Source organism: Modestobacter sp. SYSU DS0875, assembly GCF_054050915.1.
Genome location: NZ_JBJHAH010000005.1, coordinates 146669 through 172137 on the forward strand (window position 1 = coordinate 146669; position 25469 = coordinate 172137).

The window sequence follows — 25469 nt, forward strand, 5'->3', positions numbered from 1 at the left end:
TCCTCAGGCCGGGACCGGGTCCGCGCCCCGCGCGCCGCCGGGCCGGCAGCGGACCAGCCGCCGCAGGGTCAGCCGGCTGCCGTGCAGCGCCCCGTGTCGCTCCAGGGCCTCGACGGCGTAGGCGGAGCAGGTCGGGGTGAAGTGGCAGCACGGTGGCCGGCGGGGGCTGATCTCACGCTGGTAGAGCCGGATGGCGGCGACCAGCCGGTCGGCCACCGGCCCACCGGCTCGCTCCGCCCGGACGCGCCGCAGCGTGCGGGGCGCGACCAGGAGGAGGTCCATCCCGCAGCCGACGGCGTTGGCCAGACAGCAGCCGGTGTTGAGGAACAGCAGGTCACGCAGGCACGAGTCGTTCCGGCGGTAGCCGCCGTGACCCGGCCCGTAGCCGCGCCCGTAACCGCCGTAGCCCGGTGGCGGCCCGTAGCCCGGGCCGTACCCGCCGTATCCCCGGCGCGGTCCCCAGCGACCACGTCGCCGCCGCGGACCGCCGCCGCCCCAGCCCCAGCCCCAGACGAAGACCACCGTTACAGGATCGGCTTGCCGCCGGTGACGGCGATCCGCGCACCGGAGACGTAGCTCGCCTCGTCGCTGGCCAGCATCACGTAGACGGGGGCCAGCTCGGCCGGCTGCGCGGGCCGCCCCAGCGGGGTGCCACCGAAGCTCGGGATCTGCTCCGCCGGCATCGTCGAGGGGATCAACGGGGTCCACACCGGCCCGGGCGCCACGCTGTTCGCCCGGATGCCCTTCTCGCCGTACATCTGGGCCAGGCTGGCGGTGAAGTTCGCGATGCCGGCCTTCGTCATCGCGTAGGGCGCCAGCGTGGGCCGGGGCATGTCCGAGTTCACCGACGAGGAGTTGATGATCGAGGCGCCGGCCTGCATGTGCGGGATCGCGTCCTTGCACAGGGTGAACATCGCAGTCAGGTTCAGCGCGACGGTGTGGTCCCACTCCTCGTCGCTGATCTCGTCGAGCGTCTGGTGGGTCATCTGGAACGCGGCGTTGTTGACCAGGACGTCGATCCCGCCGAGCTCCTCGAGGGCCTTGGGGATGATCGTCTTCTGGTGGGCGCGGTCGGCGAGGTCGCCGGGGACCAGCACGCACTTCCGGCCGGCCTGCTCGACGTACTTCGCCGTCTCCTGCGCGTCCTCGTGCTCGTTCAGGTAGGCGATGAGGACGTCGGCGCCCTCCCGGGCGAAGGCGATCGCGACGGCGCGGCCGATGCCGCTGTCACCGCCGGTGATGACCGCGCGCTTGCCGGTGAGCCGGCCGGACCCGGTGTAGCTCTCCTCACCGTGGTCGGGCTTGGGGTCCATCTCGCCGAGGGTGCCCGGCGGGGTCTGCTCCTGCTCGGGAAGGGACTCGGGGCGGGGCGAAGACACGGTGGTTCCTCCTGCTGGATCGGGCGGCACCGTGCGCGCTGCTCACACAGCCGGCCCCCACGAGAACCGGCCTGGTGCCACGTCGGTTCCCGCCTACCCGGTCGAGCACGGGCGGAACCGGGTGGTTGCACACCTGAACCGGACGTTCGGACGGACCGAGCCCGGACAGCACACGACCCGGGCGGTGGGAGAGGCGCGCGTCGGTGCGCGCCCCTCCTACCGCCCGGGCCGGGGCGTCCTGCGGGTGTTCGCTCAGGCGGCGCGCGCCATCGGCGTCTCCGCGCCGAGCGGCACCCAGCGCATCTCGAGCCGGCGACGGCCGTCCCGGTCGGTCACCAGCGTCCAGCGGCACTCCGGGCAGAAGCGTTCGCGCATGTCCCATCCACCTTTCGTTTACCTGCTGTTCACCATCTCTCCCGCATCGACCGGTTCCATGCGCGACTGGAGGAGTCGTGACCTCTTCGTTACCGGAGATCTCTCAGCCACGGCCGGAGGGACGTGACGCCGGGAAGCTGTGAGGCGTCGGGCACGCTGTACGCACGATGACGCTCACTCCTGCCGGCACCGACGCCACCCCGGCCGACTCCCCCGCCGCCGCGCTGCCCTCCGCCGGCGTCCGGTCGCTGATCGGCGACCCGGACGACCTCACCGAGCTGCAGTCGCTGGCCGGCGACCCCGACGCGCTGTTCACCCACTTCGCCGAGTGGGCCGCCGAGGGCGGCACGACGCTCTACCCGGCGCAGGAGGAGGCGCTGATCGAGCTGGTCAGCGGCGCCAACGTCGTCCTCGCCACCCCGACCGGCTCCGGCAAGTCACTCGTGGCCACCGGCGCGCAGTACGCGGCGCTGGCCAACGACAAGGTCAGCTTCTACACCGCCCCGATCAAGGCGCTGGTCAGCGAGAAGTTCTTCGCCCTGTGCGGGGTGTTCGGTGCGCAGAACGTCGGGATGCTGACCGGCGACGCCTCGGTGAACGCCGACGCCCCGATCATCGCCTGCACCGCCGAGGTGCTGGCCAACATCGCGCTGCGCGAGGGGCCGGACGCCGACATCGGGCTCGTGGTGATGGACGAGTTCCACTTCTACGGCGACCCCGACCGGGGATGGGCCTGGCAGGTGCCGCTGATCGAGCTGCCGAAGGCCCAGTTCCTGCTCATGTCGGCCACCCTCGGCGACGTCACGGCGCTGCGGGAGGACCTCACCCGCCGCACCGGCCGGTCCACCGCCCTGGTCGCGCACGCCGAACGACCGGTGCCGCTGCACCACTACTACGCGACCACACCGATGCACGAGACGATCCAGGAGCTGCTGGACACCCGGCAGGCGCCGGTCTACGTCGTCCACTTCACCCAGGCCTCCGCGCTGGAGCGGGCCCAGGCGCTGATGAGCGTCAACGTCTCCACGAAGGAGGAGAAGCAGGCGATCGCCGACATGATCGGCGGCTTCCGCTTCTCCTCAGCCTTCGGCACGACGCTGTCCCGGCTGGTGCGGCACGGCATCGGCGTGCACCACGCCGGCATGCTGCCCAAGTACCGGCGGCTGGTGGAGCAGCTGGCCCAGGCCGGGCTGCTCAAGGTCATCTGCGGCACCGACACCCTCGGCGTCGGCATCAACGTGCCGATCCGCACCGTGGTGTTCTCCGCGCTGAGCAAGTACGACGGCACCCGGATGCGGATGCTCACCGTCCGGGAGTTCCACCAGATCGCCGGCCGGGCCGGCCGGGCGGGCTACGACACCGCCGGCACCGTCGTCGTCCAGGCGCCCGAGCACGAGGTGGAGAACCTCAAGCAGTTCGCCAAGGTCGCCGACGACCCGAAGAAGCGCCGCAAGCTGGTGCGCCGCAAGGTGCCCGAGGGCATGGTGCCGTGGAGCGAGTCGACCCAGCAGCGGCTGATCAACGCCGAGCCCGAGCCGCTGACCAGCCACTTCCGGGTGTCGACCGGGATGGTCCTCAACGTGCTGGCCCGCCCGGGCGACCCGGTCGCGGCGATGCGCCACCTGCTCACCGACAACCACGAGCCCCGCTCCCGGCAGCTGCGGCACGTCCGCGAGGTGATCGGCATCGCCCGGTCGCTGATCACCGCCGGGGTCGTCGAGCGGCTCGACGTCCCCGAGCCCGACGGACGGCGCCACCGGCTCACCCTGGACCTGCCACCGGACTTCCAGCTCAACCAGCCGCTGTCGACCTTCGCGCTGGCCGCCATCGGCCTGCTCGACCGGGAGTCCGACAGCTACGCCCTCGACATCGTCTCGGTGATCGAGGCGACCCTGGACGACCCGCGCCAGATCATCGCCGCCCAGCTGAACAAGGCCAAGGGCGAGGCCGTCGCGCAGATGAAGGCCGAGGGGATCGAGTACGAGGAGCGGATGGAGCTGCTCGAGGAGATCACCCACCCCCAGCCGCTGAAGGAGCTGCTCGACCACGCCTTCGAGATCTACTCCGCCGGCAACCCGTGGGCCCGCGACGCGCAGCTGTCCCCCAAGTCCGTGGTCCGGGACATGTGGGAGCAGGCGATGACCTTCCGCGAGCTGGTCAACCACTACGGGCTGACCCGGTCCGAGGGCGCGGTGCTGCGCTACCTCTCCGACGCGTTCAAGGCGCTGCGGTCGGGCGTGCCCACCGAGGCCCGCACCGAGGAGGTCACCGACCTGGTCGAGTGGCTGGGTGAGCTGGTCCGCCAGGTCGACTCCTCGCTGCTGGACGAGTGGGAGCAGCTGACCAGCCCGGACCAGCCGCTGGACGCACCGGTCGCCGTCCCGGCCCGGCCCCGGCCGCTCACCGGCAACGAGCGGGCGTTCACCGCGATGGTGCGCAACCTGCTGTTCCGCCGCGTCGAGCTGTGGGCCCGCCGCCGCTGGTACGACCTCGGCGAGCTGGACGGCGCCGCCGGCTGGGACGCCGACCGGTGGGGCGAGGTGGTGCAGGCCTACTTCGCCGAGCACGACGAGGTCCGCACCGGCGCCGACGCCCGCGGCCCCGCGCTGCTCATCATCGACAAGGACGAGCCGCGGCTGTGGCGGGTGCGGCAGATCGTCGACGACCCCGCCGGCGACCACGACTGGGGCTTCGACGCCGAGGTCGACCTGGACGCCTCCGACGAGGAGGGCGCCGTCGTGCTCCGCCTGGTCGACGCCGGCCGCAAGGACTGAGCGGCCGGGTCAGGGGCCCAGGACCGCCGGGGCGACGAGGAAGTGGGCGACGAGGAAGGAGACGATCGCCCCGGTCGCGTCGACGAACGTGGGTGATGAACGGCGCGCTGACCACCGCCGGGCGACCGCCAGCCGCTTCGCGAGCGTCGGGGTGAGCGCCCCGGCGGTGGTGGCCAGCGTGCAGACGACGACCAGCGCCGCGCACAGCACCACCGCGATGTCGGCGCCCACCAGCCAGGCGGCGGGCCCGAAGCCCACCGCGGCCAGCAACGCGCCGAGCAGCGTGCCGGTGTTCCCCCCGGTCCCGATCAGCGGCACGAGCAACGCCAGGGCCACCACCTGGTCCAGCACGTCCTCGACGTGGTCGAGCACGTCGACCGTCAGCGCCGCAGCCGCGACGAGCACCAGCAGCCAGGCCACCCGGGTCCGCGCCAGCCCGACGACGCCGGTGGCCAGGTAGGGGCGGTCCAGCGGCTCGCTGCCGCCGGTGCGGGCCAGGTCCTCGCTCTCCTCCAGCGCACGCATCGCGTCGTGCACCGTGAAGAGGCCGACCAGCCGCCCCCTCGGCGTCGACCACCGGGACGGCGACCACACCGTGGTCGCGCACCACCCGGGCGGCGAGCGAGGCCGGCAGCTCGTCCGGCAGACCGGCCCGGTCGTCGGGGCCGACCCCACGGCACGCGCCCGCCGGATCCCCCGTCCGGGGCATCCAGGACCGCCGCCGTCCGGTCGATGACCTCACCGGACGCCGGGTGCCGAGGCCGGGCGGGGAAGGACGCGATGACCGAACTGGCGGCTGCGTCGCCGATCCGGCGGGCTGCCGCACGCCTGCGCCGCCCCGACGACATGGTCGAGGGCACCCGCTGGCTGTTCGGCGTCTGTGCCCTGATCTCGCTGGCGCTGGCCTTCGCCGGGGCCCTCCCCGGGGCCTCCGCAGCGAGCGTGGCGCTGCTGGTCGGCGCCACCGTCGCACTCACCGCCTCGTGGTCCCACCGCTACCTCACCCAGCGCGCGCGACCGGCCCTCGACCTGCTCGACGTGGTGGCGGTGACCGCCTTCGCCCTCGGCTGCCCGGTGCCCGCGGTCGCCTTCGGCGCCACGTTCAGCGCCCTGTGGTTCCGTGCGGTCTACGGCCGCACCCGCGACATCTGGTTCTACGCCGCAGGCCAGTGCCTGGCGCTGATCGCGGCGCTGGTCTGGTGGCAGTGGGTGCCCGGGCACGAGACCGCGGCGCCGGCCGGCCCGGTGCTCGGCGCGCTGCCGCTGGCCTTCCTCCTTGCCGTCGTCGCCCGGCACCTGGCGCTCGGGCTGTTCGCCCGCGAGCGGGCCCAGGCCCGCGACGCCGCACTGGTGGCGCTGGGCGCCCGGCTGCTCGGCCAGACCGACGAGGTGGAGGTGGCGGCCCACGGGTGGGCCGCGGCCGAGGACATCTGCGCGGCCACGCCGGGCCTGCGGATCGTGGCCCTGGCGACCGAGGGCTCCCACCTGCACCTGGTGGACGCCGCGGGCGGGGCGGCCGACCGGCTGCGCCCCTCCCGGCTGCCTTCGTCACCGGGCTGCCGAGCACCGGGACGTTCCACCCGGTCACCGTGCCGACCGAGCTGACGACCGCCACCGGCGTCAGTGCCTGGCTGTGCTCCCCCTTCCCCGACCAGCCGGACCGGTACCTGCTCGTGGGCTCGACCGGGCCGCTGCCCGGAGAGGCGCTGGTCGCCGTGCACGCGCTGACCAACCAGATGGCCATGGCCCTGCAGATCTGCGCGGTCCACCGCGAGCTCCGGACCCAGGCCGAGACCGACGTCCTGACCGGACTGGCCAACCGGGGCGCCTTCACCGCGGCGCTGAGGGCCGCGAACGCCTCCGGCGACTGCGACGCCTGGGTGCTCTTCGCCGACCTCGACGGGTTCAAGGAGGTCAACGACGAGCACGGTCACGCCGCCGGCGACGAGGTCCTCCGCACGGTCGGTGCCCGGCTGTCCGGCGCGGTCCGCAGCCCCGACGTGTGCGCCCGCCTCGGCGGCGACGAGTTCGCCCTGCTGGTCCGGGCCGACGACGCCGCAGCCGTGGCGGCGCTCGGCGACCGACTGTCCGCCCTGCTCAGCGAGCCGGTGTCGCTGTCGGGACGCGCGGTCCGGGTGGGTGCCAGCATCGGCGCCGCCCGGGTGGTGCCCGGAGCCGACTGGGACGACGCCCTGCTGCGCGCCGACGAGGCGATGTACACGGCGAAGAGCGGTGGTCGGAACCGCTCGCGGGTCGCCGCCGGGGTCGCACCGGCCCGCTGACGCCTCGCCCGGGGCGTGCGCCGGCTCACCGGGACCGCTGTGACACCCTCGCGGGGATGAGCGCATGACGGCGTGGGAGATGGTCGCGGTCGCCGCCGCCGGGCTCGCCGCCGGCTCGATCAACGCCGTCGTCGGCTCCGGGACGCTGGTCACCTTCCCCGTGCTGCTGGCCGTCGGTCTGCCTCCGGTGGCGGCCACGATCACCAACTCCCTCGGGTTGGTGCCGGGCAACCTGACCGGCGCCATCGGCTACCGCCGCGAGCTGCACGGGCAGCGCGGCCTGCTGCTGCGGCTGTTCCCGGCCTCGGTGCTGGGCGCGCTCACCGGCGCCTTCCTGCTGCTGCACCTGCCGGCCTCGGCGTTCGAGGCGATCGTCCCGGGTCTCGTGGCGCTGGCCGTCGTCCTCGTCGCCGTCCAGCCGCTGCTCCAGCGGTGGCTCCGTCGCCGCCGGCCGGTCACCGAGACCGGGCCGCAGCGGATCGGCCGGGGGCGCCTCGCCGCGCTGTTCGCCGGGGCCTACGCGACCGGCACCTACGGCGGCTACTTCGCGGCGAGCCAGGGGGTGCTGCAGATCGGCATCTTCGGACTGCTGCTGCGGGAACCGCTGCACCGGCTCAACGCGATCAAGAACGTGCTCACCCTGGGGGTGAACGCGGTGGCGGCGCTGGCCTACGTGGTGGTCGCCACCGAGCGCATCGACTGGACCGCCGCCGCCCTGGTCGCGGCCGGCTCGCTCGTCGGTGGGTACGTCGGGTCCACGCTGGGCCGACGGCTGCCCGCCTCCGTGCTCCGCGGTGCCATCGTCGTGCTCGGCCTCGTCGCGCTGTGGGTGCTGCTCGACCGATGAGCGCGCTGCAGTTCGTCCTGCTCGTGATCGCCGGCGTCGGCGCCGGCCTGACCGGCAGCATCGCCGGGCTGGCCTCGCTGGTGAGCTACCCCGCGCTGCTGGCGACCGGCCTGTCCCCGCTGTCGGCCAACGTCACCAACACCGTTGCACTGGTGCTCAACAGCGTCGGCTCGGTGAGCGCCTCGCGCCCGGAGCTCGCCGGCCAGCGCCCGCGGCTGGTCCGGCTCGGCACCGCCGCGGTGCTCGGCGGCGGGGTGGGCGCCGTCCTGCTGCTGCTCACCCCGGCGTCCGCCTTCGAGCTGCTGGTGCCCTTCCTCATCGCCGCCGCGTCGCTGGCCATCCTCGTGCAGCGGCCACCGCGGGAGCTCGCCGCCGAGGGCGCCGAACGCCCGAGCCGGGACCACTGGGGTCTGGCGCTGGGCACCTTCCTCGTCGCCGTCTACGGCGGCTACTTCGGCGCGGCGGCCGGCGTGCTGATGCTGGCGATGTACCTGCTCGTGCTCGGCGAGGGCGTGCCGCGCGGCAACGCGCTGAAGAACCTGGTGCTGGGCCTGGCCAACCTGGTCGCCGCCGTCGGCTACGCATTCCTCGCCGACGTCGCCTGGCTGGCCGCGCTGCCCCTCGCCCTCGGCTTCTTCATCGGCGGCCGGCTGGGGCCGCGGGTGGTCCGCCGGGTGCCGCAGCGGCTGCTCCGCCGGGTCATCGCCGTCGCCGGCCTGGCCCTGGCGGTGCACCTGGGCATCGACGCCTTCGGCTGAGCGCATGACCGCGGCCCCGCCGGGGCACCAGGTGGCTCGGCGCAGCACCGCCCGCGCCCGACACCACGGAGGACCGATGACCGCGCCCGGCCCCGCTGCCGACCGCTTCACCCGAGAACTGGACCAGGCGCCACCGGAGCTGCGGTCCCCGGAGCTGCTCGGCGAGCGGCTGGCGCGCGCCTGCGCCGCCTCGCTGCCGGTGGACGGCGCCGGGATCAGCATCCACGACACGGGCGGGCTGCGGACTCCGCTGGGCGCCAGCGACCCGACGGCGGCGCAGGCCGAGCGGCTGCAGTTCACCCAGGGCCTGGGTCCGTGCATCCGGGCGCACGACGACGGCGTCGTCATCGCCTTCGACGAGGCCGACATCGCCCGCAACTGGCCCGCGCTGCACGAGGCGCTCACCACGTCGACGCCGTTCCGCGCGGTGCTCTCGGTTCCACTGCTGCCCCCGCTCGGGCCGCTGGTGGTGCTCGATCTCTACGCCCGTGACCCGGCGACGCTGCCGTCCGTCGACCGCGGGGACGTGGCGGACGTCGTCGTCGCGGTCACCCGGGAACTGGCCGTCGCAGCCCGGGGCACCGCCGCCACCGAACCCGACCCCGGGCGCGGCTGGTGGGAGGGCCCCGACGCACTGCGCCGGGCGCGGGTCTGGCAGGCGATGGGCATGGTCAACGTGGCCCACGGGCTGGGCAGCGAGGACGCGCTGGCACTGCTGAAGGCGTACGCCTTCGCGGAGGGCCGGGTGGCCGACGACGTCGCCGAGGACCTGGTCACCGGGCGGCTCCCGCTGGACGCCCTCCGGGTGCCCGCCGACGGTCAGACCTGACGGCGGCGCCCGGCCGGTGCGGCCGGGCGCCGCGCGAGCTCAGCCGCCGCTGGTGACGTAGGCGCTGAGCAGCAGCACGAAGGCGCTGGCCAGGATCAGCAGCCGCGCCGGGGTCAGCCCGTTGAGCAGCCCGGCGATCACCCCGGCACCCGAGGCGCGGGCCTCGGCCGCCCACGCGCCGCGGCGCATCAGCCGCACCTCGTCGGCGAGCAGCGTGCCCCCGGCACCCAGCAGCGACAGGCCCAGCACCACGAAGACCACGGCCAGCCGCTCGGCGAAGGTCTCGACCGCCGGCGCCAGGAAGAGCACCACGATCAGGCCCAGCACGAGCCCGATCCCCGCTCCGGCAACGGGCGCCCAGGGCCCCATCCGGATCAGCGGGTCGGGCCGGCGCAGCCGCGGCCGTGGCCGCGGTCGGCCGTTGACCGGCGTCGTCGGGTGGGGGGTGCCGTCGTCCGGGGCCGACGGCGCCTCCCCGGCGGTGGCCGGTCCGGGCTGGTCCGGCCCCGGCTGGTCCGCCGGCGGGTCGGCCTGCGCGGGCGCCGGAGCAGGCGGTGCCGCGCCGAGCGGCACCGGGCCGGTCGCTCCCGGTGGGGTCTCCGGCGATGCCGGCTCGACGGCCGGCGCCGCGGGCGGGTCGCCCCTCCCCTGGTCCGCCGCGAGGGCGGTCGCACCACCCCGGCCGCCCGCTCCGGGATCCGCCCGTCCCTGGGCCTGGACCTCTCGCTCGTCACTCATCTGTTCGATCACCTCGGGCGGCGACGCTAGGCGCGGGGTGCGACCCATCCGCTCAGGCGGCCGGGTGTGGCGGCCTGGGCTGCTGGGGCACCGGCGAGGACTCACCGACCGTGGTCAGCCGAGCCCGCAGGGTCAGTTCTGGTCGATTGCAGCCGGCGGTTCCTTGCGTCGACCACCCGCAGCCACCACCGGCCGATCATCACCACCGAGCCGCCCCCGGGCCCTGGGTCCGGATGGCGGCGTGCCGGCGCGCCGGTCAGGTGCCCGCCACCCGGCGGTAGAGCCGGCGACCGGGCGCGGAGCTGATCCCGTGCGCCACCGTGCTGGCCGCGACCACGAGCGTGCCGGCGGCCCACAGCCGGGGATCGGACACCCCCTCCTCCTCGCTGAAGGAGAGGTAGAACAGCGCGCTCACCCCGATCGGCCCGAACCAGCCCAGGAAGACCGCATCCCGCAACCGCAGGCCCAGCGGGCGGGCCAGTGCGAGCAGCACGGGGAGCCGGCGCAGCAGGAGCACGGCCACCGGGAAGAGCACCGCCCCCCAGCCGAGATCGACCCACGCCGACCACGGCAGCAGGATGCCCAGCAGCAGGAACAGCGGGAGCACCAGGTACCGGTTGATCCCCTCGTCGATGGTGTTCTGCGGTCCGACCTCGTCCTGGGCGACGGTGACGTTGTAGGCCAGCCCGGCGACGAAGACCGACAGGATGCCGTCGGCGTTGGCGAGCCGGGCGATCCCGAGCACCGCGATCGCCAGCACCAGCGTGAACACCAGCGACGCGCCCTCGGAGACGTCGTTGCGGCTGAGCGCGAAGCTGACCGCGCGCCCGGCGATGAGCCCGACCACGGCCCCGACGACGACGCCGGCCACCACCTGGTAGAGGCCGTCGAGAGCGGCGTGGCCCAGGGACTCGCCGAGCACGAGCGCGATCCCGAGCAGCACGAGGGGCAGCGCCAGCCCGTCGTTGCTGCCCGACTCCGCCGACAGCAGCTGCCGGGTGCGGACCGGCAGGTGCTCCTCGGCCGGCTTCCCGGTGACCACGCTGGAGGCGAGCACCGGGTCGGTCGGGGTGATGCAGGCGCCGATCAGGGCGGCGAGGACCACCGGGATGCCGAGCACCAACCAGGCCAGGCCCGCGGAGAGCAGCGCCATCCCGGCCATCCCCACGGTCACCAGCACGGTGGTGGGGGTGATGACCGGGCGCAGCCGGCGCACCGGGTAGCGCAGGGCCACGCCGATCAGCGAGACGGCGAGCAGCACCCGGGCCATCTCCTCGACCAGGGTGGAGCGGACGTGCTCGGCCACCTCGACCAGCCCGAGGACCTGCGGCCCGACGACCACGCCCAGCACCATCGCCAGCAGCGGTTCGCTGAAGGGCAGCTCGCGCATCTTGCTCGACAGCGCGGCGAGCGCGACCGCCAGGCTGCCGACCAGCGCGTACCCCAGGTGCAGGTCCTCCACGACGTCCCTCCTCGCCCGGCTCGGGTGCGTGGGACGACGTGCCGGTCCCGTGCCCCGGCGCCCCGTGCCCACCGACCGGGCGGCGGGAAACGTGGACGTGGCTGCGCTCAGAAGGTGATGTCCAGGGCGATGCCGCCGAGCAGGTAGACCGCCGCGGTGATCAGCACGATGCCGATCACGTTCAGGACGACGCCGGCGCGGAGCATCTGGCCGATCGTGACGTAGCCCGAGCCGAACACGATGGCGTTCGGCGGAGTCGCGACCGGGAGCATGAACGCGCAGGTGGCCGCCAGGGCGGCGGGCACCAGCAGGACCAGCGGCAGCAGGTCCAGCCCGAGCGCGACCCCGCCGAGCACCGGCAGGAAGGCGGCGGCGGTGGCGGTGTTGCTGGTGACCTCGGTGAGCAGCAGCACCACGCCCGCGGTGACGAGCACCAGCAGGACGGCCGGCAGCGCACCGACGGCGCCGACCCGGGAGCCGATGTACTCGTCCAGCCCGCTCTCCTGGACCGCCGCGGCCAGGCTCAGCCCACCGCCGAAGAGCAGCAGCACGCCCCAGGGGAGCTGCTGGGCGGTGTGCCAGTCCAGCACCGAGACGCCCTCGCGGGCCTTCACCGGGATGAGGAACAGGGCGACCGCGGCCGCGATCGCGATGGCCGGGTCGCTGAGCTCGGCGACGAACGGCAGCGCGTCGGTGAGCGCCTCCCACCCGGTGAGCGGCTGCCGGAACACCCAGAGCAGCGCGGTGGCGACGAACACCGCGAGCACCGTCCACTCGCCGCGGGACGTCTTCCCGAGCTGCTCCAGCTCGGCCTGGATGACCTGCCTGCCCCCGGGGATCTCCCGGAGCGAGGACCGGAAGGCGACCTTGGTGAGCACCAGCCAGGCCAGCGCCAGGAAGACCACGGCCAGCGGCAGGCCGAGCAGCATCCACTCCCCGAAGCCGAGTTCGATGTCGTAGTTCTGCCGGACGAACGCCGCCAGGATGAGGTTGGGCGGGGTGCCGATGAGCGTGGCCAGCGAGCCGATGCTGGCGGCGTAGGCGATGCCCAGCATCAGCGCGACGGCGAAGTTGCGGGTGTCGGCGTCCCGGATGAGCTCGGTGACGGCCGGCCCCCCGTCGGCGCCGGCCGCCGCGTCGACGGCGTCGGCGTCGCCGCTGCCCGCGGCGACCCGGTCCAGCACGAGCAGGAGCACGCTCAGCCCGATCGGCAGCATCAGCACGGTGGTGGCGGTGTTGCTCACCCACATGCTGAGGAACGCGGTCGCGATCATGAAGCCGGCGATCAGCCGCGGCGGCTTCGTCCCGACGGCGCGCACGGTCAGCAGCGCGATGCGCCGGTGCAGCTCCCACTTCTGCATCGCCAGGGCGATCATGAAGCCGCCCATGAACAGGAAGATGTTCGGGTCGGCGTAGGGCGCGGTTGCCTCGCCCACCGGGAGCACCCCCAGCAGCGGGAACGCCACGATCGGCACCAGCGCCGTCGCCGGCAGCGGCAGGGCCTCGGTCATCCACCAGACCGCGAGCAGCACCCCGACCGCCGCGGTGGTGCGCCCGGCCGTGCTCAGCGCATCGTCCTGGGCCAGCAGGACGTAGACGACGAGCGCAGCCACCGGCCCGCCGATCCGGCCGGCCCACTGCCGCCGGGGCGGGACGGAGGTGTCGGTGACGTTGGGCTGGTCCTCGTCGACCGGCGTCCCGGCCCGCGAGGCCGAGGAGCCGGTCCGGACCTCCCGCGTCCCGCGGTCGGCGCTCACGCGGGCTGCAGCTCGGCGGTGACCGCGGCCGGGGCCGGCTCGTGGCCGAGCGGCTCGCGGCGGAACCGGCCGGTGCCGTGCGAGAGCGAGCGGAGCGCCCGGGGGTAGTCGAGCAGCTCGCGCTCGGGCACCTCGGCCCGCACCGTCGTCTCCTCCCGGCCGGGGCCGACGTCGCTGCCGGTCACCCGGGCCCGCCGTCCGGCCAGGTCCCCGAGCACCGGGCCCACCGCGTCGACCGGCACGGTGACCTCCACCCGGCACCACGGCTCCAGCACGCGGGTGCCCGCCGCGGCGGCGAGTTCGCGCAGCGCCAGGGCCCCCGCGGCGGCGAAGGCCGCGTCGGAGGAGTCGACCGAGTGGGCCTTGCCGTCGACCAGGGTGACCGCGACGTCGACCAGCGGCCGCTCCGCGCTCACCCCCCGCGCGGCCTGCGCGCGGATGCCCTTCTCCACGCTGCCGTGGAACTGCGCCGGCACCGCCCCGCCGACCACCCGCTGGGCGAAGGTGGTCCCGGACCCGGGCGCGCCCGGCCGGCCCTCCACCACGACGACGGCGTACTGGCCGTGTCCCCCGGACTGCTTGACGTGGCGGGCGGTCACCGTCGCCTCCCCCGCCAGCGTCTCCACGAGGGCGACGCGCACCGGCGGGGTGTCCACGGAGACCCCGTACCGGGTGCGCAGGTGGTCCAACAGCACCTCGGCGTGGGCGTCCCCCAGGCACCACAGCAGCAGCTGCCCGGTGTCGGCCCGCCGCTCGACCCGCACGGTCGGGTCCTCCAGGGTGAGCCGGGTCAGCGCCGCGGCGAGCCGTTCCTCGTCGGTGCGCGAGGCGGCCCCCACCGCCACCGGCAACTGCGGCTCGGGCAGCTCCCAGGGCTGTACGACCAGCGGCCGGTCCGGGGCGGACAGGGTGTCGCCGGTCTCCGCCGTCGCCAGCCGCGCGACCGCGCACACGTCACCGGCCAGGCACTCGGCCACCGGGCGGAGCACGCTGCCGAGCGCGCAGGAGATCGCCCCCACGCGCTCCTCGGCGTCGTGGTCGGGGTGCCGGTCACCCCACCCGTGCCCCTCCCCGTGCCCGGAGACGTGCACCGGCACGTCCGGCCGGAGCCGTCCGGAGAAGACCCGGACGAGGCTGACCCGGCCCAGGTACGGATCGGTGGTCGTCTTCACCACCTCGGCGACCAGCGGACCGTCGGGGTCGCAGGCCACCCGGCCGGCCGGGGTGCCGTCCGGGCGGAGCACCGGCGGGCAGGGCCGCTCCAGCGGCGAGGGGAAGCCGGTGACCAGCAGGTCCAGCAGGTCACCGATGCCCAGCCCGGTCAGCGGAGAGGCGCACAGCACGGGGTGGAACGTGCCCCGGGACACGGCGGTCTCCAGGTCGGCGACCAGCTCGGCGAGGCCGATGGGGGCGCCGTCGAGGTAGCGCTCCATGAGCGTGTCGTCCTCGCTCTCGGCGATCACCGCCTCGATGAGCTCGGCCCGCAGCCGGTCGGCTTTCGGCGACCCCGGTCCGGGCTCCAGCAGGGAGACCAGGGCGCCGCCCTCGACCAGCTGGGCCGGGTGGACCCCGGCGCCCAGCTGCGCCGCGCAGGCCCGCACCACCTCGGCGACGTCGGCCTGCGGCCGGTCCAGCTGGGTGACGACGACGGCGCGCGGCAGCCCGGCCGCGGCGCACTCGTCCCACAGCTGCACGGTGCCGGCGTCCACCCCGGCGACCGCGGAGACGACGAAGAGCGCGGCGTCCGCGGCCCGCAGCGCGGCCCGCAGCTCCCCGAGGAAGTCCGGGGAGCCGGGAGTGTCGAAGAGGGTGATCCGGTGGCCGTCGTGCTCGACGGTGGCCGCGTGCAGCGTCACCGAGTGCTGCAGCCGCACCTCCACCTCGTCGGTGTCCAGGCAGGTGGTGCCGTCCTCGACCCGCCCGGCGCGGGGCACCGCGCCGGTGGCCGCCGCCAGCGCCTCCGCCAGCGTCGTCTTCCCCGCCCCCGCCCGCCCGACCAGCGCGACGTTGCGCACCCGGTCCGGCGGGCGGGGCGCTGGGGCGCCCGGTCGATCCCTGCCGTTCTCCCTGCCCCGACCGGCCACCCGGACCTCCACGCAGACGACGTCGTCCTGAGCAGTCACTGTGGCCTGGATCACGTCCGAGGACAAGGGTCGGACGACTTCCTCCCGGCCGGGAAGACTGTCCGCGTGCTGCCACCGCCGGGAACACCGGGCGCCGACCTGCCGGTCCGCGCCGTGCTGCCCGGGCTCACCGACGCGCTCGCCGCCGCGGGCAGCGCGGTGCTCGTCGCCCCACCCGGAACCGGCAAGACGTCGCTGGTCCCGCTCGCGCTCGCCGACCGCCTGCCGGGCCGGGTGCTGGTCGCCGAGCCCCGCCGGGTCGCTGCCCGGGCAGCCGCCCGGCGAATGGCGGCGCTGGTCGGCGAGCCGGTCGGGCGGTCGGTGGGCTACAGCGTGCGCGGCGACAGCCGGCGCAGCCACGCCACCCGGGTGGAGGTGGTCACCACCGGCCTGCTGGTGCGGCGACTGCAGGCCGACCCGGAGCTGCCCGGCGTCGCCGCGGTGGTGCTCGACGAGTGCCACGAACGGCAGCTGGACACCGACCTCGCCCTGGCCTTCGGCGTCGACGCGCGGGCCGCGCTGCGCCCGTCGCTGGCCCTGCTGGCGATGTCGGCGACGGCGCAGGCACCGAGGCTGGCCACCCTGCTGGGTGGCGACGGCGTCCCGGCCCCGGTGGTCGAGGCCACCGGCGCGCTGCACGACGTCGAGACCGTCTGGTGCCCGCCGGAACCGGCGGTGGCCCCGCCGCACGGCACCCGGGTCGACCCCCGGCTGCTGGACGCGGTCGCCGGCACGGTGCGCCGGGCGCTGGCCGAGTCCACCGGTGACGTGCTGGTCTTCCTGCCCGGCGCGGCGGAGATCAGCGGGGTGGCCGGCCGGCTCGCCGGGGTCGACGCCGACGTCCGCCCCCTGCACGGCCGGCTGCCGGCCGCGGAGCAGGACGCCGCCCTGACCCCTGGCCCGCGGCGCCGCGTCGTGCTGGCCACCGACGTCGCCGAGACCAGCCTGACCGTGCCCGGGGTGCGGGTGGTCGTCGACGCCGGACTCGCCCGGGTGCCCCGCTTCGACGTGGCCCGGGGGCTCGGTGCGCTGGTGACGGTCCGGGTCTCGCGGGCCGCGGCGGTGCAGCGCGCCGGCCGCGCCGGCCGGGAAGCGCCCGGGCGGGTCTACCGGCTGTGGTCGGCCGCCGAGCACGACCGGCTGCCGGCCACCGCCGAGCCGGAGATCGCGGTCGGCGACCTGACCGGCTTCGCCCTCGAGCTGGCCTGCTGGGGCTCACCCGACGCCACGGGCCTGGCGCTCCCCGACGCACCGCCCGAGGCCGCGTTCGCCGTGGCCCGGGCGGCGCTGCGCGAGCTGGGGGCGGTGGACGACGCCGGGCGGGTGACCGCTCGCGGCCGCGCGCTCACCGCGGTCGGCGCCCACCCGCGGCTGGCCCGGGCGCTGCTCGACGGCGCGCCGCTGGTCGGCCGGCGGCGCGCCGCGGAGGTGGTGGCGCTGCTGTCGGCCGACCTCGCACCCCGGTCGGACGACCTGGTCGCGGAGTGGCGCGGGCTGCGGGGCGCCCGGGGCGGCCCCGCCGCCCGGTGGCGGGAGGAGGCCGACCGGCTGGCGCGGGCGGTGTCGGCAGAGGAGGTCGGCGCGGAGGTCCCGGACGTCCCCGACGACCAGGCGGCCGGGCTGGTGGTCGGGCTGGCGCACCCGGAGTGGCTGGCCCGCCGGCGGCCGGGCGCGGAGCGCACCTACCTGCTGGCGGCCGGGACCGGCGCGGAGCTGACGCCGGGCACCGCGCTCGGCGGCGCCACCTGGCTGGCGGTGGCCGCCGCCGACCGAGCGCCGGGCCGGGCCGATGCGCGGGTCCGGCTGGCGGTCGCCGTCGACGAGGCCACCGCCCTGGAGGCCGGCGCGTCGGTGCGCCGCACCGGTCCGGAGGTCTCCTGGCGCGACGGCGACGTGCACGCCGTGCAGGCCGACCGGCTGGGCGCGGTGGTGCTCACCGAGCGTCCGCTGGCCGACCCCGACCCGGCGGCGGTGGGCGCGGCCCTCACCGAGGGGCTGCGCCGGGAGGGGCTGGGGCTGCTGCGCTGGACGCCGGCCGCCGTCGCGCTCCGCGAGCGGCTCGCCGCGGCGCACGCCGGGCTCGGTGAGCCCTGGCCTGCGGTGGACGACGCCGCGTTGCTGGCCGCGCTCGCCGACACCCCCGCAGTTGCCGCGGCCCGGGACCGGGCGGCGCTGCGGCGGGTCGACGTCGCCGCGGCGCTGCAGGCGCTGGTGCCCTGGCAGCTCGCCGGCCGGCTGGACGAGGTGGTGCCCGACCGGGTCGAGGTGCCCACCGGGTCGCGCCTGCGGGTCGACTACACCGACCCGGCGGTGCCCACCCTGTCGGTGCGGGTGCAGGAGGTGTTCGGCTGGGCCGACGCCCCGGTGGTCGCCGGGCGACCGCTGCGCCTGCAGCTGCTCTCCCCCGCCTCGCGGGTGATCGCCACCACCGGCGACCTGGCGGGCTTCTGGGTCACCGGGTGGCCCGCCGTCCGCAGCGAGCTGCGCGGCCGCTACCCGCGCCACCCGTGGCCGGAGGACCCGGCCAGGGCGACGCCGACCCGCCGCACGAAGCCGCGGGGCGGGTCGGCGTGAGGGCTCGGGCCGAGCGCGGGCTCAGCCCAGGGCGGCGGACAGCTCCGGCACGAAGTTCTCCAGCAGGTAGGGCAGGCTCAGCGCGCTGGAGAACTGCAGGGCGTCGTAGTCCGACCCCTCGGCGAAGACCACCCGGCCGTCGGTGACGGTCTCCAGGCCGGACAGCACCGGGTCACCCTCGATGCCGGCCCGCTCGGCGTCCGAGCCGGACTGGAAGACGATCAGGTCCGCCTCCAGCATCCGGGCCTCCTCGCGGCTGACCGTGCCGTAGAACTCGCTGTCGGCCGCGGCGTCCAGCGCGGGGTCGACGGTCATGCCCAGGTCGAGGAAGAACTGGGTGCGGGTGTCCGCGGAGGTGTGGAAGGGGTACTCCCCCTCGTAGGCCGGGCCGGAGAGGGTGACGGTCTTCCCCTCGAGCTCGGGGTGGTCGGCGCGGGCCTGCTCGATCTGCTCCTCGACGTCGGCGATGAGCTCCTCGGCGCGCTCGGGCTGCCCCAGCGCCTGCCCGGTGACCCGGGTCTGCTCCTGCCAGGGGGTGCCGAAGGCGGTGTACTCCGCCGGCTGGACGACGGCGGGGCGATCTGGCTGAAGGTCTCGGCCACCGACGGCGGAGGAGTGCGAGTCCTGGTGACCGTTGCCGACGCCACCGCCTCACACGAGTACCGCTACCCACTGCAGCTCCCTGCGGGGGCGTCCCCGGTCTTCGAGAAGAGCGGCGCAGTGCAGCTCCTGGGTCCCCACGGCGAGAACCTCGGAAGCATCGCGCCGGCCTGGGCCAAGGACGCCAACGGGGCGCCGCTGGCCACCAGCTACAGCCTCGAGGGCCACACGCTCGTTCAGACCGTCGCGTTCGACGAGACGACGACCTTCCCCATCGTGCTCGACCCTTGGTATAACCCCTTCAGCTGGGACTGGTCGGGTGTTGGACAGGCCTCGGTCACGGGTCTAAAGAACTGTGGCGTCGGCGCACTCGCTGGTGTGGTGGGCACGGGCGCCGCTACCGTCACGACCAACGTGGCCCTGAACGCGGCAGGTCGGACGCTGATCAAGGTCGCCGGTGGTCCGTGGGGCTACGTCGGCCTGGGCGTGGGTGGCTGCGTGGCGAAGCTGATCGGCGGCTAGGAGCAGACATGAAGCTAAAGGACGCGCTAGGCCTGAGTTCCTCCGACCGACACCAGCCGCTCCCCATCTCGGTGTGGCTGCCAGTATCGGTTGTAGCAATAGCACTGGCGATCGCCGTGCTATGGGCTCTGGACATCAGCAATGGCCTGGTGACCTTTCTGATCATCGCTGTTGCGGCGGGACTGGTGATGCCGGTTTCGGCCTTGATCAGTCGATCCAAGGGTTCGCGAACCACCTGAGCGTGACATGACAGCGGGGTTTCACAGGCTGTGTGGAACCCCGCTGTTGCGCTATCACCTATTCACGCGGCGGCGGGGCCTCCAAGAGGATATCTTCTGCAGTTTGGCTCCTCGGCTCGCTAGCGCGGTCGCCTCGATTCGATTCGCCGGCCACTGGTCCATCCCGCGCTGTGACTGCCGCATCGGCGCGCCGACGTTGCCGTTCTTGTGTGCCTTCGATGCTCTCCGCAGCGCCGTAGCCACCGCCTCGTGAGCCGGCCGCCCCTGGTGGAGGTCGGCCAGCAGCCGGGCCTCCACCGCATCGTGGTCGTCCACCCCAGCCAGTCCCCTGGTTAACTCCGCCTGCCGGACATCGACCTCCGGCTCAGCGCCTCGGCTAGTCCCCTGCCGGGGCACGTCGACGGGCACCCGGTCCCCCGCCACGGCATCCGAAGCAGCGACGGACGCCGCACCCCGCCATCACCCACCAGTTCGGCGACCACGCCGACTTCGCTGGCGGCCAGCACGACCGCGGCCTCCATCTGCTCACCGGCCTACCGGACCGCGCGCCGACGCCCGACGCAACTGCGACCACCTGATCGCTACGGCCACCGAGACGATCACCTCCGGCCGGACGACCTCGCTGGATGCGATCGCCAAGCGCGCCGGGGTGGGCAGCGGCACCCTGCTTGCCTAACCAAGCCTCCCTCGGTCGTGACCACCTCGTCCCCTCCCGGGCCTGACCAGCGCGGGGCGATCACTCCCCCGCCGCTCCACCACCGACGGCGAGGACCCGGCCGCCCGGACAGGTGCGCCCGGGCGGCCGGGCAGACGTCAGCGCGTCAGGACGGCCGTGAAGCGGCGTCCACCGTCGGCGGAGCTCCACAGTCCCTCGGCGGTCACCGCCGCGACCCGCGAGGGGCTGCCGTCGGCCGTGCTCACGGTGACGGCGTCGGGCGGCGACCCGAGGAGCGCTCCCTGCTCCCAGGTGCCGCCCGCGTCGGTGCTGAGCCAGACCGTGCCGGCCGGGTCGATGCCGGCGACGGTCGTGCTGTCCTCGGCCCAGTCGACCACCTGCAGCAACGGCGCCCCCGCCACGTCCGTCCACGTGACGCCGCCGTCGGCCGACCGCAGCAGCCCGCGACGGGTGGTGGCCAGCACGGTGCTGCCGTCCGGTGCGGCAGCCAGCGCCGCCGGCTCCTCGGGGATGGCCAACTGCTCCCAGGCCCGGCCGTCCATGCTGCGCACCAGCGTCCCGTCCCAGCCGAGGACGCCCCCGTCACCGGCGGTGAGGGCGTGGAAGTCGGACTGCCCCGACCGGGACAGCACCTGCCAGCTCCGGCCGCCGTCGGTCGATTCGATGAGCCCGACCGGCTGCGGGAGGTCGACGCCGGGGCCGGGGTGCCCGGAGGCGAGGTAGCGGTCCCCGGTCACGGCGAACCCCATCAGGTCGATGGCGGGGCCGACGGGCGTGACCCGCCCGTCGGCCCCGGCTTCCAGGAGCCCGTCGTGGGTGGCCAGCAGGACGGTGTCGTCGTCGGACGCGAAGGCGACACCGTGGACGTGCGCGGCCGGCAGTTTCCCCGTACGGGGTGCCGGGTCCGCTGCGACGGGTGCGGTCGATGCGGAGGTGCACCCGGCAAGGAGGGGCGCCGCGAGCACTCCGGCGGCGACCCGCAGTGCTGCGGCACGTCGGGAGGGTGGGGCATGGCGGGGGGTCTGGCGGGGGGTGTGCGAGGTGTGCATGTCGGTCTCCAGCGCGGTCCAGGGGGCGGACGTCCGTCGGGTGGGGGCCGGTGCGGCGGTGGGCCGCCGCACCGGCGTCGGTCAGTCGCCGAGCTCGGCCAGCAGCGCCTGCATCTCCGCGATCTCCGCGGCCTGGGTGTCACGGATGTGCTCGGCCAGCGCGATGGCGTCCGCGTCCTGCCCGCCGGCCGCTTCCTGCTCGGCCATCTGGGTCGCTCCCCGGTGGTGGGCGATCATCCAGCTGAGGAACAGCCGGTCGAACTCCGCCCCCGAGGCGTCGGTGAGCGCGGTCGTCTCCGCCGCGGACATCTCACCCGTCATGCCGCCGTCCATCGAGCCGTGGGCCATCGAGCCGCCGTCCATCGAGCCGTGGGCCATCGAGCCGTGGGTCATCGAGCCGTGGGTCATCGAGCCGTGGGGCATCGAGCCCACGCCCCCCTCGGCCCCCCAGTGCGACAGCCAGCCGGTGAGCGTGTCGATCTCCGGCGCCTGCGCCGCCTCGATGCGGCCGGCCAGGTCCAGCACGCGCGGGTCGGCCGCCCGGTCCGGCGCCAGCTGGGCCATCTCGATGGCCCCCTGGTGGTGGATGCGCATGCCAGCGGCGAAGGAGACGTCGATCGCATTGTGGTCCACGGCGGAGCCAGCCGTGGCGCCGGGCGGGGAGCCGGCCGCCGGGCCGGTTCCCGGGGCGTCGTCGCTGCAGCCGGTGAGGGCCAGGGCACCGGCGAGCAGGACGCTGGTGAGCAGGACGCTGGTGCGGTGGATCGGGTGCGCGGTGGGGTGGGACATCCGTGCTCCTCCTGGAGTCGGGTCGAGGCGTGCCGGAACCGCCCCCGGGCCAGCAGGTGCCGGGGTGGGGCGGTGGAGCCGGTCGGGCCTAGATCCGCAGCAGGCAGAGAGCAGAGAGGTCCGGTGGTCGCAGCGGTGCCGGCCACGACCCGACGCGGCTGCACACCTGCGCGGGGAGCCGCGCGGCCACGGACAGCAGCCGGGGCGCGAGCAGAGGACACAGGGCGGCGATGCCCGCGGCCAGCACCGCCAGGCACAGCGACCACAGCTGCCCGGTGGGTGACCCCGGGGTGTGCTCGTGTTCCACCACGCTCGGTGCGGTCAGGTCGGCAGCCGCCACCGGGCCGCCCGCTGTGCCGTGGCCGGTGCGCGCACCGGCGTGCACGAGGGCAGGGCGCTCAGCGGCTGCGGTTGCGGGTGCGGTTGCCAGGGTGGTGGCCGCGGGGTGCAGGCCAGAGCCGTGATCGACGTCGTGCGCCGTGGCGCACTGCAGCCCGTGCATCGCGAAGACGCCTGCCATCACCAGCAGGACCGTCCAGACCCGTACCGCCATGACCACCTCCCCGGTTCAGTGTGCCTCGCGGCCGGCACGACGTGGAGGAGGCGCGGAGGGCGGCGCCTGGTGCGCGCGGCCGGCCGGTGGCCCGCACGCCGTCACCCCGGTCCGACCCCCACCCGGCGGGCAGGCCGGGCAGCGGAGAGGATCAGGGGGTGACCAGCACGCCCGCGAAGCCGACCACCGACGCATGGGGCATCGACGCCAGCTGGCTCGACGCCCTCGACGAGGAGCACACCGTCTCCGAGGAGACGATCGAACTGCTGCGGCAGGTCATCGGCCACCCGCCGACCGACCTGCTCGACCGAGCCCCGATCGTGGCCCGCCCCGGCGACCCGCTGGAGGTCGAGGGCGCGGAGGTGACCTGCGAGGACGGTGCGGTCCGGGCCGTCGACGGCTCGCTGCCCGAGGACTTCCCACTCGGCTACCACCGGCTGCGCACCGCCGACGGCCGGGAGCGGCGGCTGATCGTCTCCCCCGGCCGCTGCTGGCTGCCCGAGGGCTGGCGCGGCTGGGGCTGGGCGGTGCAGCTGTACGCCACCCGCGGGCGGGACAGCTGGGGCATCGGCGACCTCGGCGACCTGCGCACCGTCCGTGAGTTCGCCCAGGCGCAGGGTGCCGGCTTCGTGCTGGTCAACCCGCTGCACGCGGTGGCCCCGACCGAGGGCCAGGAGGACAGCCCTTACCTGCCGGCCACCCGCCGCTTCCGCAACCCGGTGTACCTGCGCATCGCCGACGTGCCCGGGATCGAGGCGGTCGACGCCGAGTCCGACGCCGGCCGGGCGCTGAACGACGGCGAGCTGATCGACCGCGACGCGATCTGGGCGGTCAAGCGCCGGGTGCTGCAGCGGGTGTTCGACGCCGGGATCGACGAGGGCCCGTTCCGCGACTGGTGGTGGCACCAGGGGCAGCCGCTGATGGACTGGGCGACCTGGTGCGCGATCGCCGACGTGCACGGCCCCGACTGGCACACCTGGCCCGAGGGGCTCCGCGACCCGCGCGGCGCCGGTGCGGTCGACTTCGCCGCCGGGCACGAGCGCGAGATCGCCTTCCACGCCTGGCTGCAGTGGCTGCTCGACGTCCAGCTGCGCGCGGCGACCGAGGGCATCACGGTGATCCAGGACCTGCCGATCGGCGTCGCGGGCGGTGGCGCCGACGCGTGGGCCTGGCAGGACGTGCTGGCCCAGGGGGTGAGCGTGGGCGCCCCGCCGGACGCGTTCAACAGCCAGGGGCAGGACTGGGGTTCCCCGCCGCTGGTGCCCTGGCGGCTGCAGGCCGCGGACTACGAGCCGTTCATCCAGTCGATCCGGGCCACCATGGCCGGCGCCGGAGGGTTGCGGGTCGACCACGTGATGGGGCTGTTCCGGCTGTGGTGGGTGCCGCAGTCGGGGCCCGGGGCCAGTGGTGGAGCCGCGGACGGCGCCTACGTGCGCTACCCCTACGAGGACATGCTCGACATCGTCGCGCTGGAGAGCCATCGCGCGCAGGCGATCGTCGTCGGCGAGGACCTGGGCACCGTCGAGGAGGGCGTGCGGGAGGCGATGGCCGAGCACGGCATCCTGTCCTACCGCCTGCTGTGGTTCGAGGAGGACGAGCCGGCGCAGTGGCCGGCCGAGGCGATGGCCGCGATCAGCACCCACGACCTGCCCACGGTGGCCGGGTTGTGGACCGGGTCGGACCTGGCCGAGCAGCGCGAGCACGGGGTCGGCACCGACGAGGAGCTGGAGCGCGGCCGGGCATCCCTGCTGGCGCGCCTGACGTCGATCCCGGCCGACGCCACGCCCGTCGAGGCGGTCGAGGCCGCCCACCGGCGGCTGGCGACGGCGCCGTCCACGCTGCTGTCGGCGACGCTGGACGACGCCCTGGCCGTGGAACGCCGGCCGAACATGCCCGGCACCACCGACCGGCCCAACTGGTGCCTCCCGCTGCCGGTGCCCACCGAGGAGCTCGCCGGCCACCCGGGTGTGCAGGCCGTGGCCGGGATCCTCGCCGAGGGGCTGCGGCCTGCGCCGGCCGAGCCCAAGCGGCCCCGCAGGACGACGAAGAAGGCCGGGGGCGCGAAGAGGAAGAGCTGACCGCTGAGCGGGCCGGGCACCCTGCCCGGCCCGGCTCAGTGGCCGCGCGTCAGCTGCGGATGAACTCCAGCAGGTCGGCGTTGATGGTCTCGGCCTGCGTGGTCGGCATGCCGTGCGGGAAGCCCGCGTAGGTCTTCAGCGTGCCGTTGGGCAGCAGCTCGGCCGACAGCGGACCGGAGTCCGCGTAGGGCACGACCTGATCGTCGTCGCCGTGCATGACCAGCACCGGCACCGTGATCTTCTTGAGGTCGTCGGTGAAGTCGGTCTGGGAGAACGCCACGACGCCGTCGTAGTGGGCCTTGGCACCCCCCGTCATCCCCTGCCGCCACCAGTTCTGGATGACCGCTTCGATCGGCTCCACCCCGGGCCGGTCGAACCCGTAGAACGCAGTGGCGGCGAGGTCGCGGTAGAACGCCGACCGGTTGGTGGCCACCTGCTCCTGGATGCCGTCGAAGACGCTCTTGGGCAGGCCGCCGGGGTTGGCGTCGGTCTGCACCATGAGCGGTGGCACGGCGGCGATCAGCGCCGCCTTGGCCACCCGGTCCTGGCCGTGGCGGGCCAGGTACCGGACCACCTCGCCCCCACCGGTGGAGTGACCGACGTGCACGGCGTCGCGCAGGTCGAGGTGCGCGGTCAGCGCGGCCAGGTCGTCGGCGTAGTGGTCCATGTCGTGCCCGTCGTCGGTCTGGGTCGAACGGCCGTGGCCCCGGCGGTCGTGGGCGATCACCCGGTAGCCGTGCTGCAGGAAGAACATCAGCTGGGCGTCCCAGTCGTCGGCCGACAGCGGCCAGCCGTGGCTGAACACGATCGGCTGGCCGGTCCCCCAGTCCTTGTAGTAGGTCTCGATGCCGTCGTGGCTCAGGACGGGCATGGCGTCTTCTCCCTCGGGTGGTGCCGGTGGGTGCGGGCAGCACGCTAGGGACGACGACGTCGCCGGACTGTGCTGTCGCTGCCCGGTGCTGGCCCCTGCCTGCCGCTCGCCCACCCGGCCTGTCCGCGGCGGGCCCGAGCCGGAGGCACTCCCCGGGAAGTCGTGCTCTGCCCACCCCCGGTGGGCAGAGCACG

General features: G+C 75.0%; 22 protein-coding genes and 1 pseudogene. 10 read left to right on the forward strand and 13 right to left on the reverse strand.

Annotated features, from left to right (window positions below; genetic code table 11):
* Window positions 1-3: 3 nt before the first annotated feature.
* The 3 genes from yidD to ACI79Y_RS04500 form a co-directional block, all read right to left on the reverse strand.
* Window positions 4-522, reverse strand: a complete 519-nt coding sequence (yidD, locus tag ACI79Y_RS04490; protein WP_457157318.1) for a membrane protein insertion efficiency factor YidD — start codon at window positions 520-522, stop codon at window positions 4-6.
* Window positions 523-524: 2 nt separating this feature from the next.
* Entirely contained in the window at window positions 525-1379 is an 855-nt protein-coding gene (locus ACI79Y_RS04495) for an SDR family oxidoreductase (protein WP_457157319.1), read from the reverse strand.
* 252 nt (window positions 1380-1631) lie between these two features.
* The gene (locus ACI79Y_RS04500) at window positions 1632-1754 is read right to left on the reverse strand and encodes a hypothetical protein (RefSeq protein WP_457084647.1); all 123 of its coding nucleotides are present in this window, start codon (window positions 1752-1754) and stop codon (window positions 1632-1634) included.
* A 167-nt stretch (window positions 1755-1921) separates the two neighbouring features.
* Here ACI79Y_RS04500 and ACI79Y_RS04505 point away from each other — a divergent pair, with 167 nt between their 5' ends.
* Entirely contained in the window at window positions 1922-4528 is a 2607-nt protein-coding gene (locus tag ACI79Y_RS04505) for a DEAD/DEAH box helicase (RefSeq protein WP_457157320.1), read from the forward strand.
* 9 nt (window positions 4529-4537) lie between these two features.
* Here ACI79Y_RS04505 and ACI79Y_RS04510 read toward each other — a convergent pair whose 3' ends face one another.
* On the reverse strand, window positions 4538-5122 hold the full coding sequence (locus ACI79Y_RS04510; RefSeq protein ID WP_457157321.1) for a hypothetical protein: 585 nt from the start codon (window positions 5120-5122) through the stop codon (window positions 4538-4540).
* Window positions 5123-5308: 186 nt separating this feature from the next.
* Between ACI79Y_RS04510 and ACI79Y_RS04515 the strand changes: the two genes are divergently transcribed.
* The 5 genes from ACI79Y_RS04515 to ACI79Y_RS04535 all read left to right on the forward strand — a co-directional run bounded on the left by ACI79Y_RS04515 (window position 5309) and on the right by ACI79Y_RS04535 (window position 9244).
* Complete coding sequence (locus ACI79Y_RS04515; protein ID WP_457157322.1) at window positions 5309-6133, forward strand: hypothetical protein; 825 nt, start codon at window positions 5309-5311, stop codon at window positions 6131-6133.
* Window positions 6118-6810, forward strand: coding sequence for a GGDEF domain-containing protein (locus tag ACI79Y_RS04520; RefSeq protein WP_457157323.1), 693 nt, complete (start codon window positions 6118-6120; stop codon window positions 6808-6810). The genes ACI79Y_RS04515 and ACI79Y_RS04520 overlap by 16 nt, the downstream gene beginning before the upstream one ends.
* 64 nt (window positions 6811-6874) lie before the next feature.
* Entirely contained in the window at window positions 6875-7657 is a 783-nt protein-coding gene (locus tag ACI79Y_RS04525) for a sulfite exporter TauE/SafE family protein (protein ID WP_457157324.1), read from the forward strand.
* Window positions 7654-8415, forward strand: coding sequence for a sulfite exporter TauE/SafE family protein (locus ACI79Y_RS04530; RefSeq protein WP_457157325.1), 762 nt, complete (start codon window positions 7654-7656; stop codon window positions 8413-8415). Before ACI79Y_RS04525 ends, ACI79Y_RS04530 begins: the two co-directional genes overlap by 4 nt.
* A 76-nt stretch (window positions 8416-8491) precedes the next feature.
* Entirely contained in the window at window positions 8492-9244 is a 753-nt protein-coding gene (locus ACI79Y_RS04535; protein ID WP_457157326.1) for an ANTAR domain-containing protein, read from the forward strand.
* 39 nt (window positions 9245-9283) lie between these two features.
* On the opposite strand, the gene ACI79Y_RS04540 is transcribed toward ACI79Y_RS04535, so the two are convergent.
* The 4 genes from ACI79Y_RS04540 to ACI79Y_RS04555 all read right to left on the reverse strand — a co-directional run bounded on the left by ACI79Y_RS04540 (window position 9284) and on the right by ACI79Y_RS04555 (window position 15324).
* Window positions 9284-9982 carry a hypothetical protein gene (locus ACI79Y_RS04540; protein ID WP_457157327.1) on the reverse strand — a complete coding sequence of 233 codons (699 nt, stop codon included), beginning with the start codon at window positions 9980-9982 and terminating at the stop codon, window positions 9284-9286.
* A 256-nt stretch (window positions 9983-10238) separates the two neighbouring features.
* Entirely contained in the window at window positions 10239-11444 is a 1206-nt protein-coding gene (locus ACI79Y_RS04545; protein WP_457157328.1) for a cation:proton antiporter domain-containing protein, read from the reverse strand.
* 107 nt (window positions 11445-11551) lie between these two features.
* A complete protein-coding gene (locus ACI79Y_RS04550) occupies window positions 11552-13201 on the reverse strand; it encodes an SLC13 family permease (RefSeq protein ID WP_457157329.1) in 1650 nt (549 codons plus the stop codon).
* On the reverse strand, window positions 13198-15324 hold the full coding sequence (locus ACI79Y_RS04555; RefSeq protein ID WP_457157330.1) for an elongation factor G-like protein EF-G2: 2127 nt from the start codon (window positions 15322-15324) through the stop codon (window positions 13198-13200). Before ACI79Y_RS04555 ends, ACI79Y_RS04550 begins: the two co-directional genes overlap by 4 nt.
* Window positions 15325-15390: 66 nt before the next feature.
* On the opposite strand from ACI79Y_RS04555, the gene hrpB reads away from it, so the two are divergent.
* Window positions 15391-17898 (forward strand): ATP-dependent helicase HrpB, encoded by a 2508-nt coding sequence (gene hrpB, locus ACI79Y_RS04560; RefSeq protein WP_457157331.1) that lies wholly within the window; start codon window positions 15391-15393, stop codon window positions 17896-17898.
* A 21-nt stretch (window positions 17899-17919) separates the two neighbouring features.
* Here the strand turns inward: hrpB and ACI79Y_RS04565 are convergent.
* Window positions 17920-18411 (reverse strand): annotated as a pseudogene (locus ACI79Y_RS04565) (ABC transporter substrate-binding protein); the annotation flags it as partial.
* Between ACI79Y_RS04565 and ACI79Y_RS04570 the strand changes: the two are divergent.
* A complete protein-coding gene (locus ACI79Y_RS04570; RefSeq protein WP_457157332.1) occupies window positions 18322-19020 on the forward strand; it encodes a hypothetical protein in 699 nt (232 codons plus the stop codon). The pseudogene ACI79Y_RS04565 and the gene ACI79Y_RS04570 overlap by 90 nt on opposite strands.
* Before the next feature lie 8 nt (window positions 19021-19028).
* Window positions 19029-19259, forward strand: coding sequence for a hypothetical protein (locus tag ACI79Y_RS04575; RefSeq protein ID WP_457157333.1), 231 nt, complete (start codon window positions 19029-19031; stop codon window positions 19257-19259).
* Window positions 19260-20072: 813 nt separating this feature from the next.
* On the opposite strand, the gene ACI79Y_RS04580 is transcribed toward ACI79Y_RS04575, so the two are convergent.
* The 3 genes from ACI79Y_RS04580 to ACI79Y_RS04590 all read right to left on the reverse strand — a co-directional run bounded on the left by ACI79Y_RS04580 (window position 20073) and on the right by ACI79Y_RS04590 (window position 22326).
* Window positions 20073-20984, reverse strand: coding sequence for a F510_1955 family glycosylhydrolase (locus ACI79Y_RS04580; protein WP_457157334.1), 912 nt, complete (start codon window positions 20982-20984; stop codon window positions 20073-20075).
* 81 nt (window positions 20985-21065) lie between these two features.
* A complete protein-coding gene (locus ACI79Y_RS04585; protein WP_457157335.1) occupies window positions 21066-21773 on the reverse strand; it encodes a DUF305 domain-containing protein in 708 nt (235 codons plus the stop codon).
* An 88-nt stretch (window positions 21774-21861) separates the two neighbouring features.
* Window positions 21862-22326 carry a hypothetical protein gene (locus ACI79Y_RS04590; protein ID WP_457157336.1) on the reverse strand — a complete coding sequence of 155 codons (465 nt, stop codon included), beginning with the start codon at window positions 22324-22326 and terminating at the stop codon, window positions 21862-21864.
* Window positions 22327-22484: 158 nt separating this feature from the next.
* Here ACI79Y_RS04590 and malQ point away from each other — a divergent pair, with 158 nt between their 5' ends.
* On the forward strand, window positions 22485-24404 hold the full coding sequence (gene malQ / locus ACI79Y_RS04595; protein ID WP_457157337.1) for a 4-alpha-glucanotransferase: 1920 nt from the start codon (window positions 22485-22487) through the stop codon (window positions 24402-24404).
* Between the two features lie 49 nt (window positions 24405-24453).
* On the opposite strand, the gene ACI79Y_RS04600 is transcribed toward malQ, so the two are convergent.
* Complete coding sequence (locus ACI79Y_RS04600; protein WP_457157338.1) at window positions 24454-25275, reverse strand: alpha/beta fold hydrolase; 822 nt, start codon at window positions 25273-25275, stop codon at window positions 24454-24456.
* Window positions 25276-25469 lie beyond the last annotated feature (194 nt).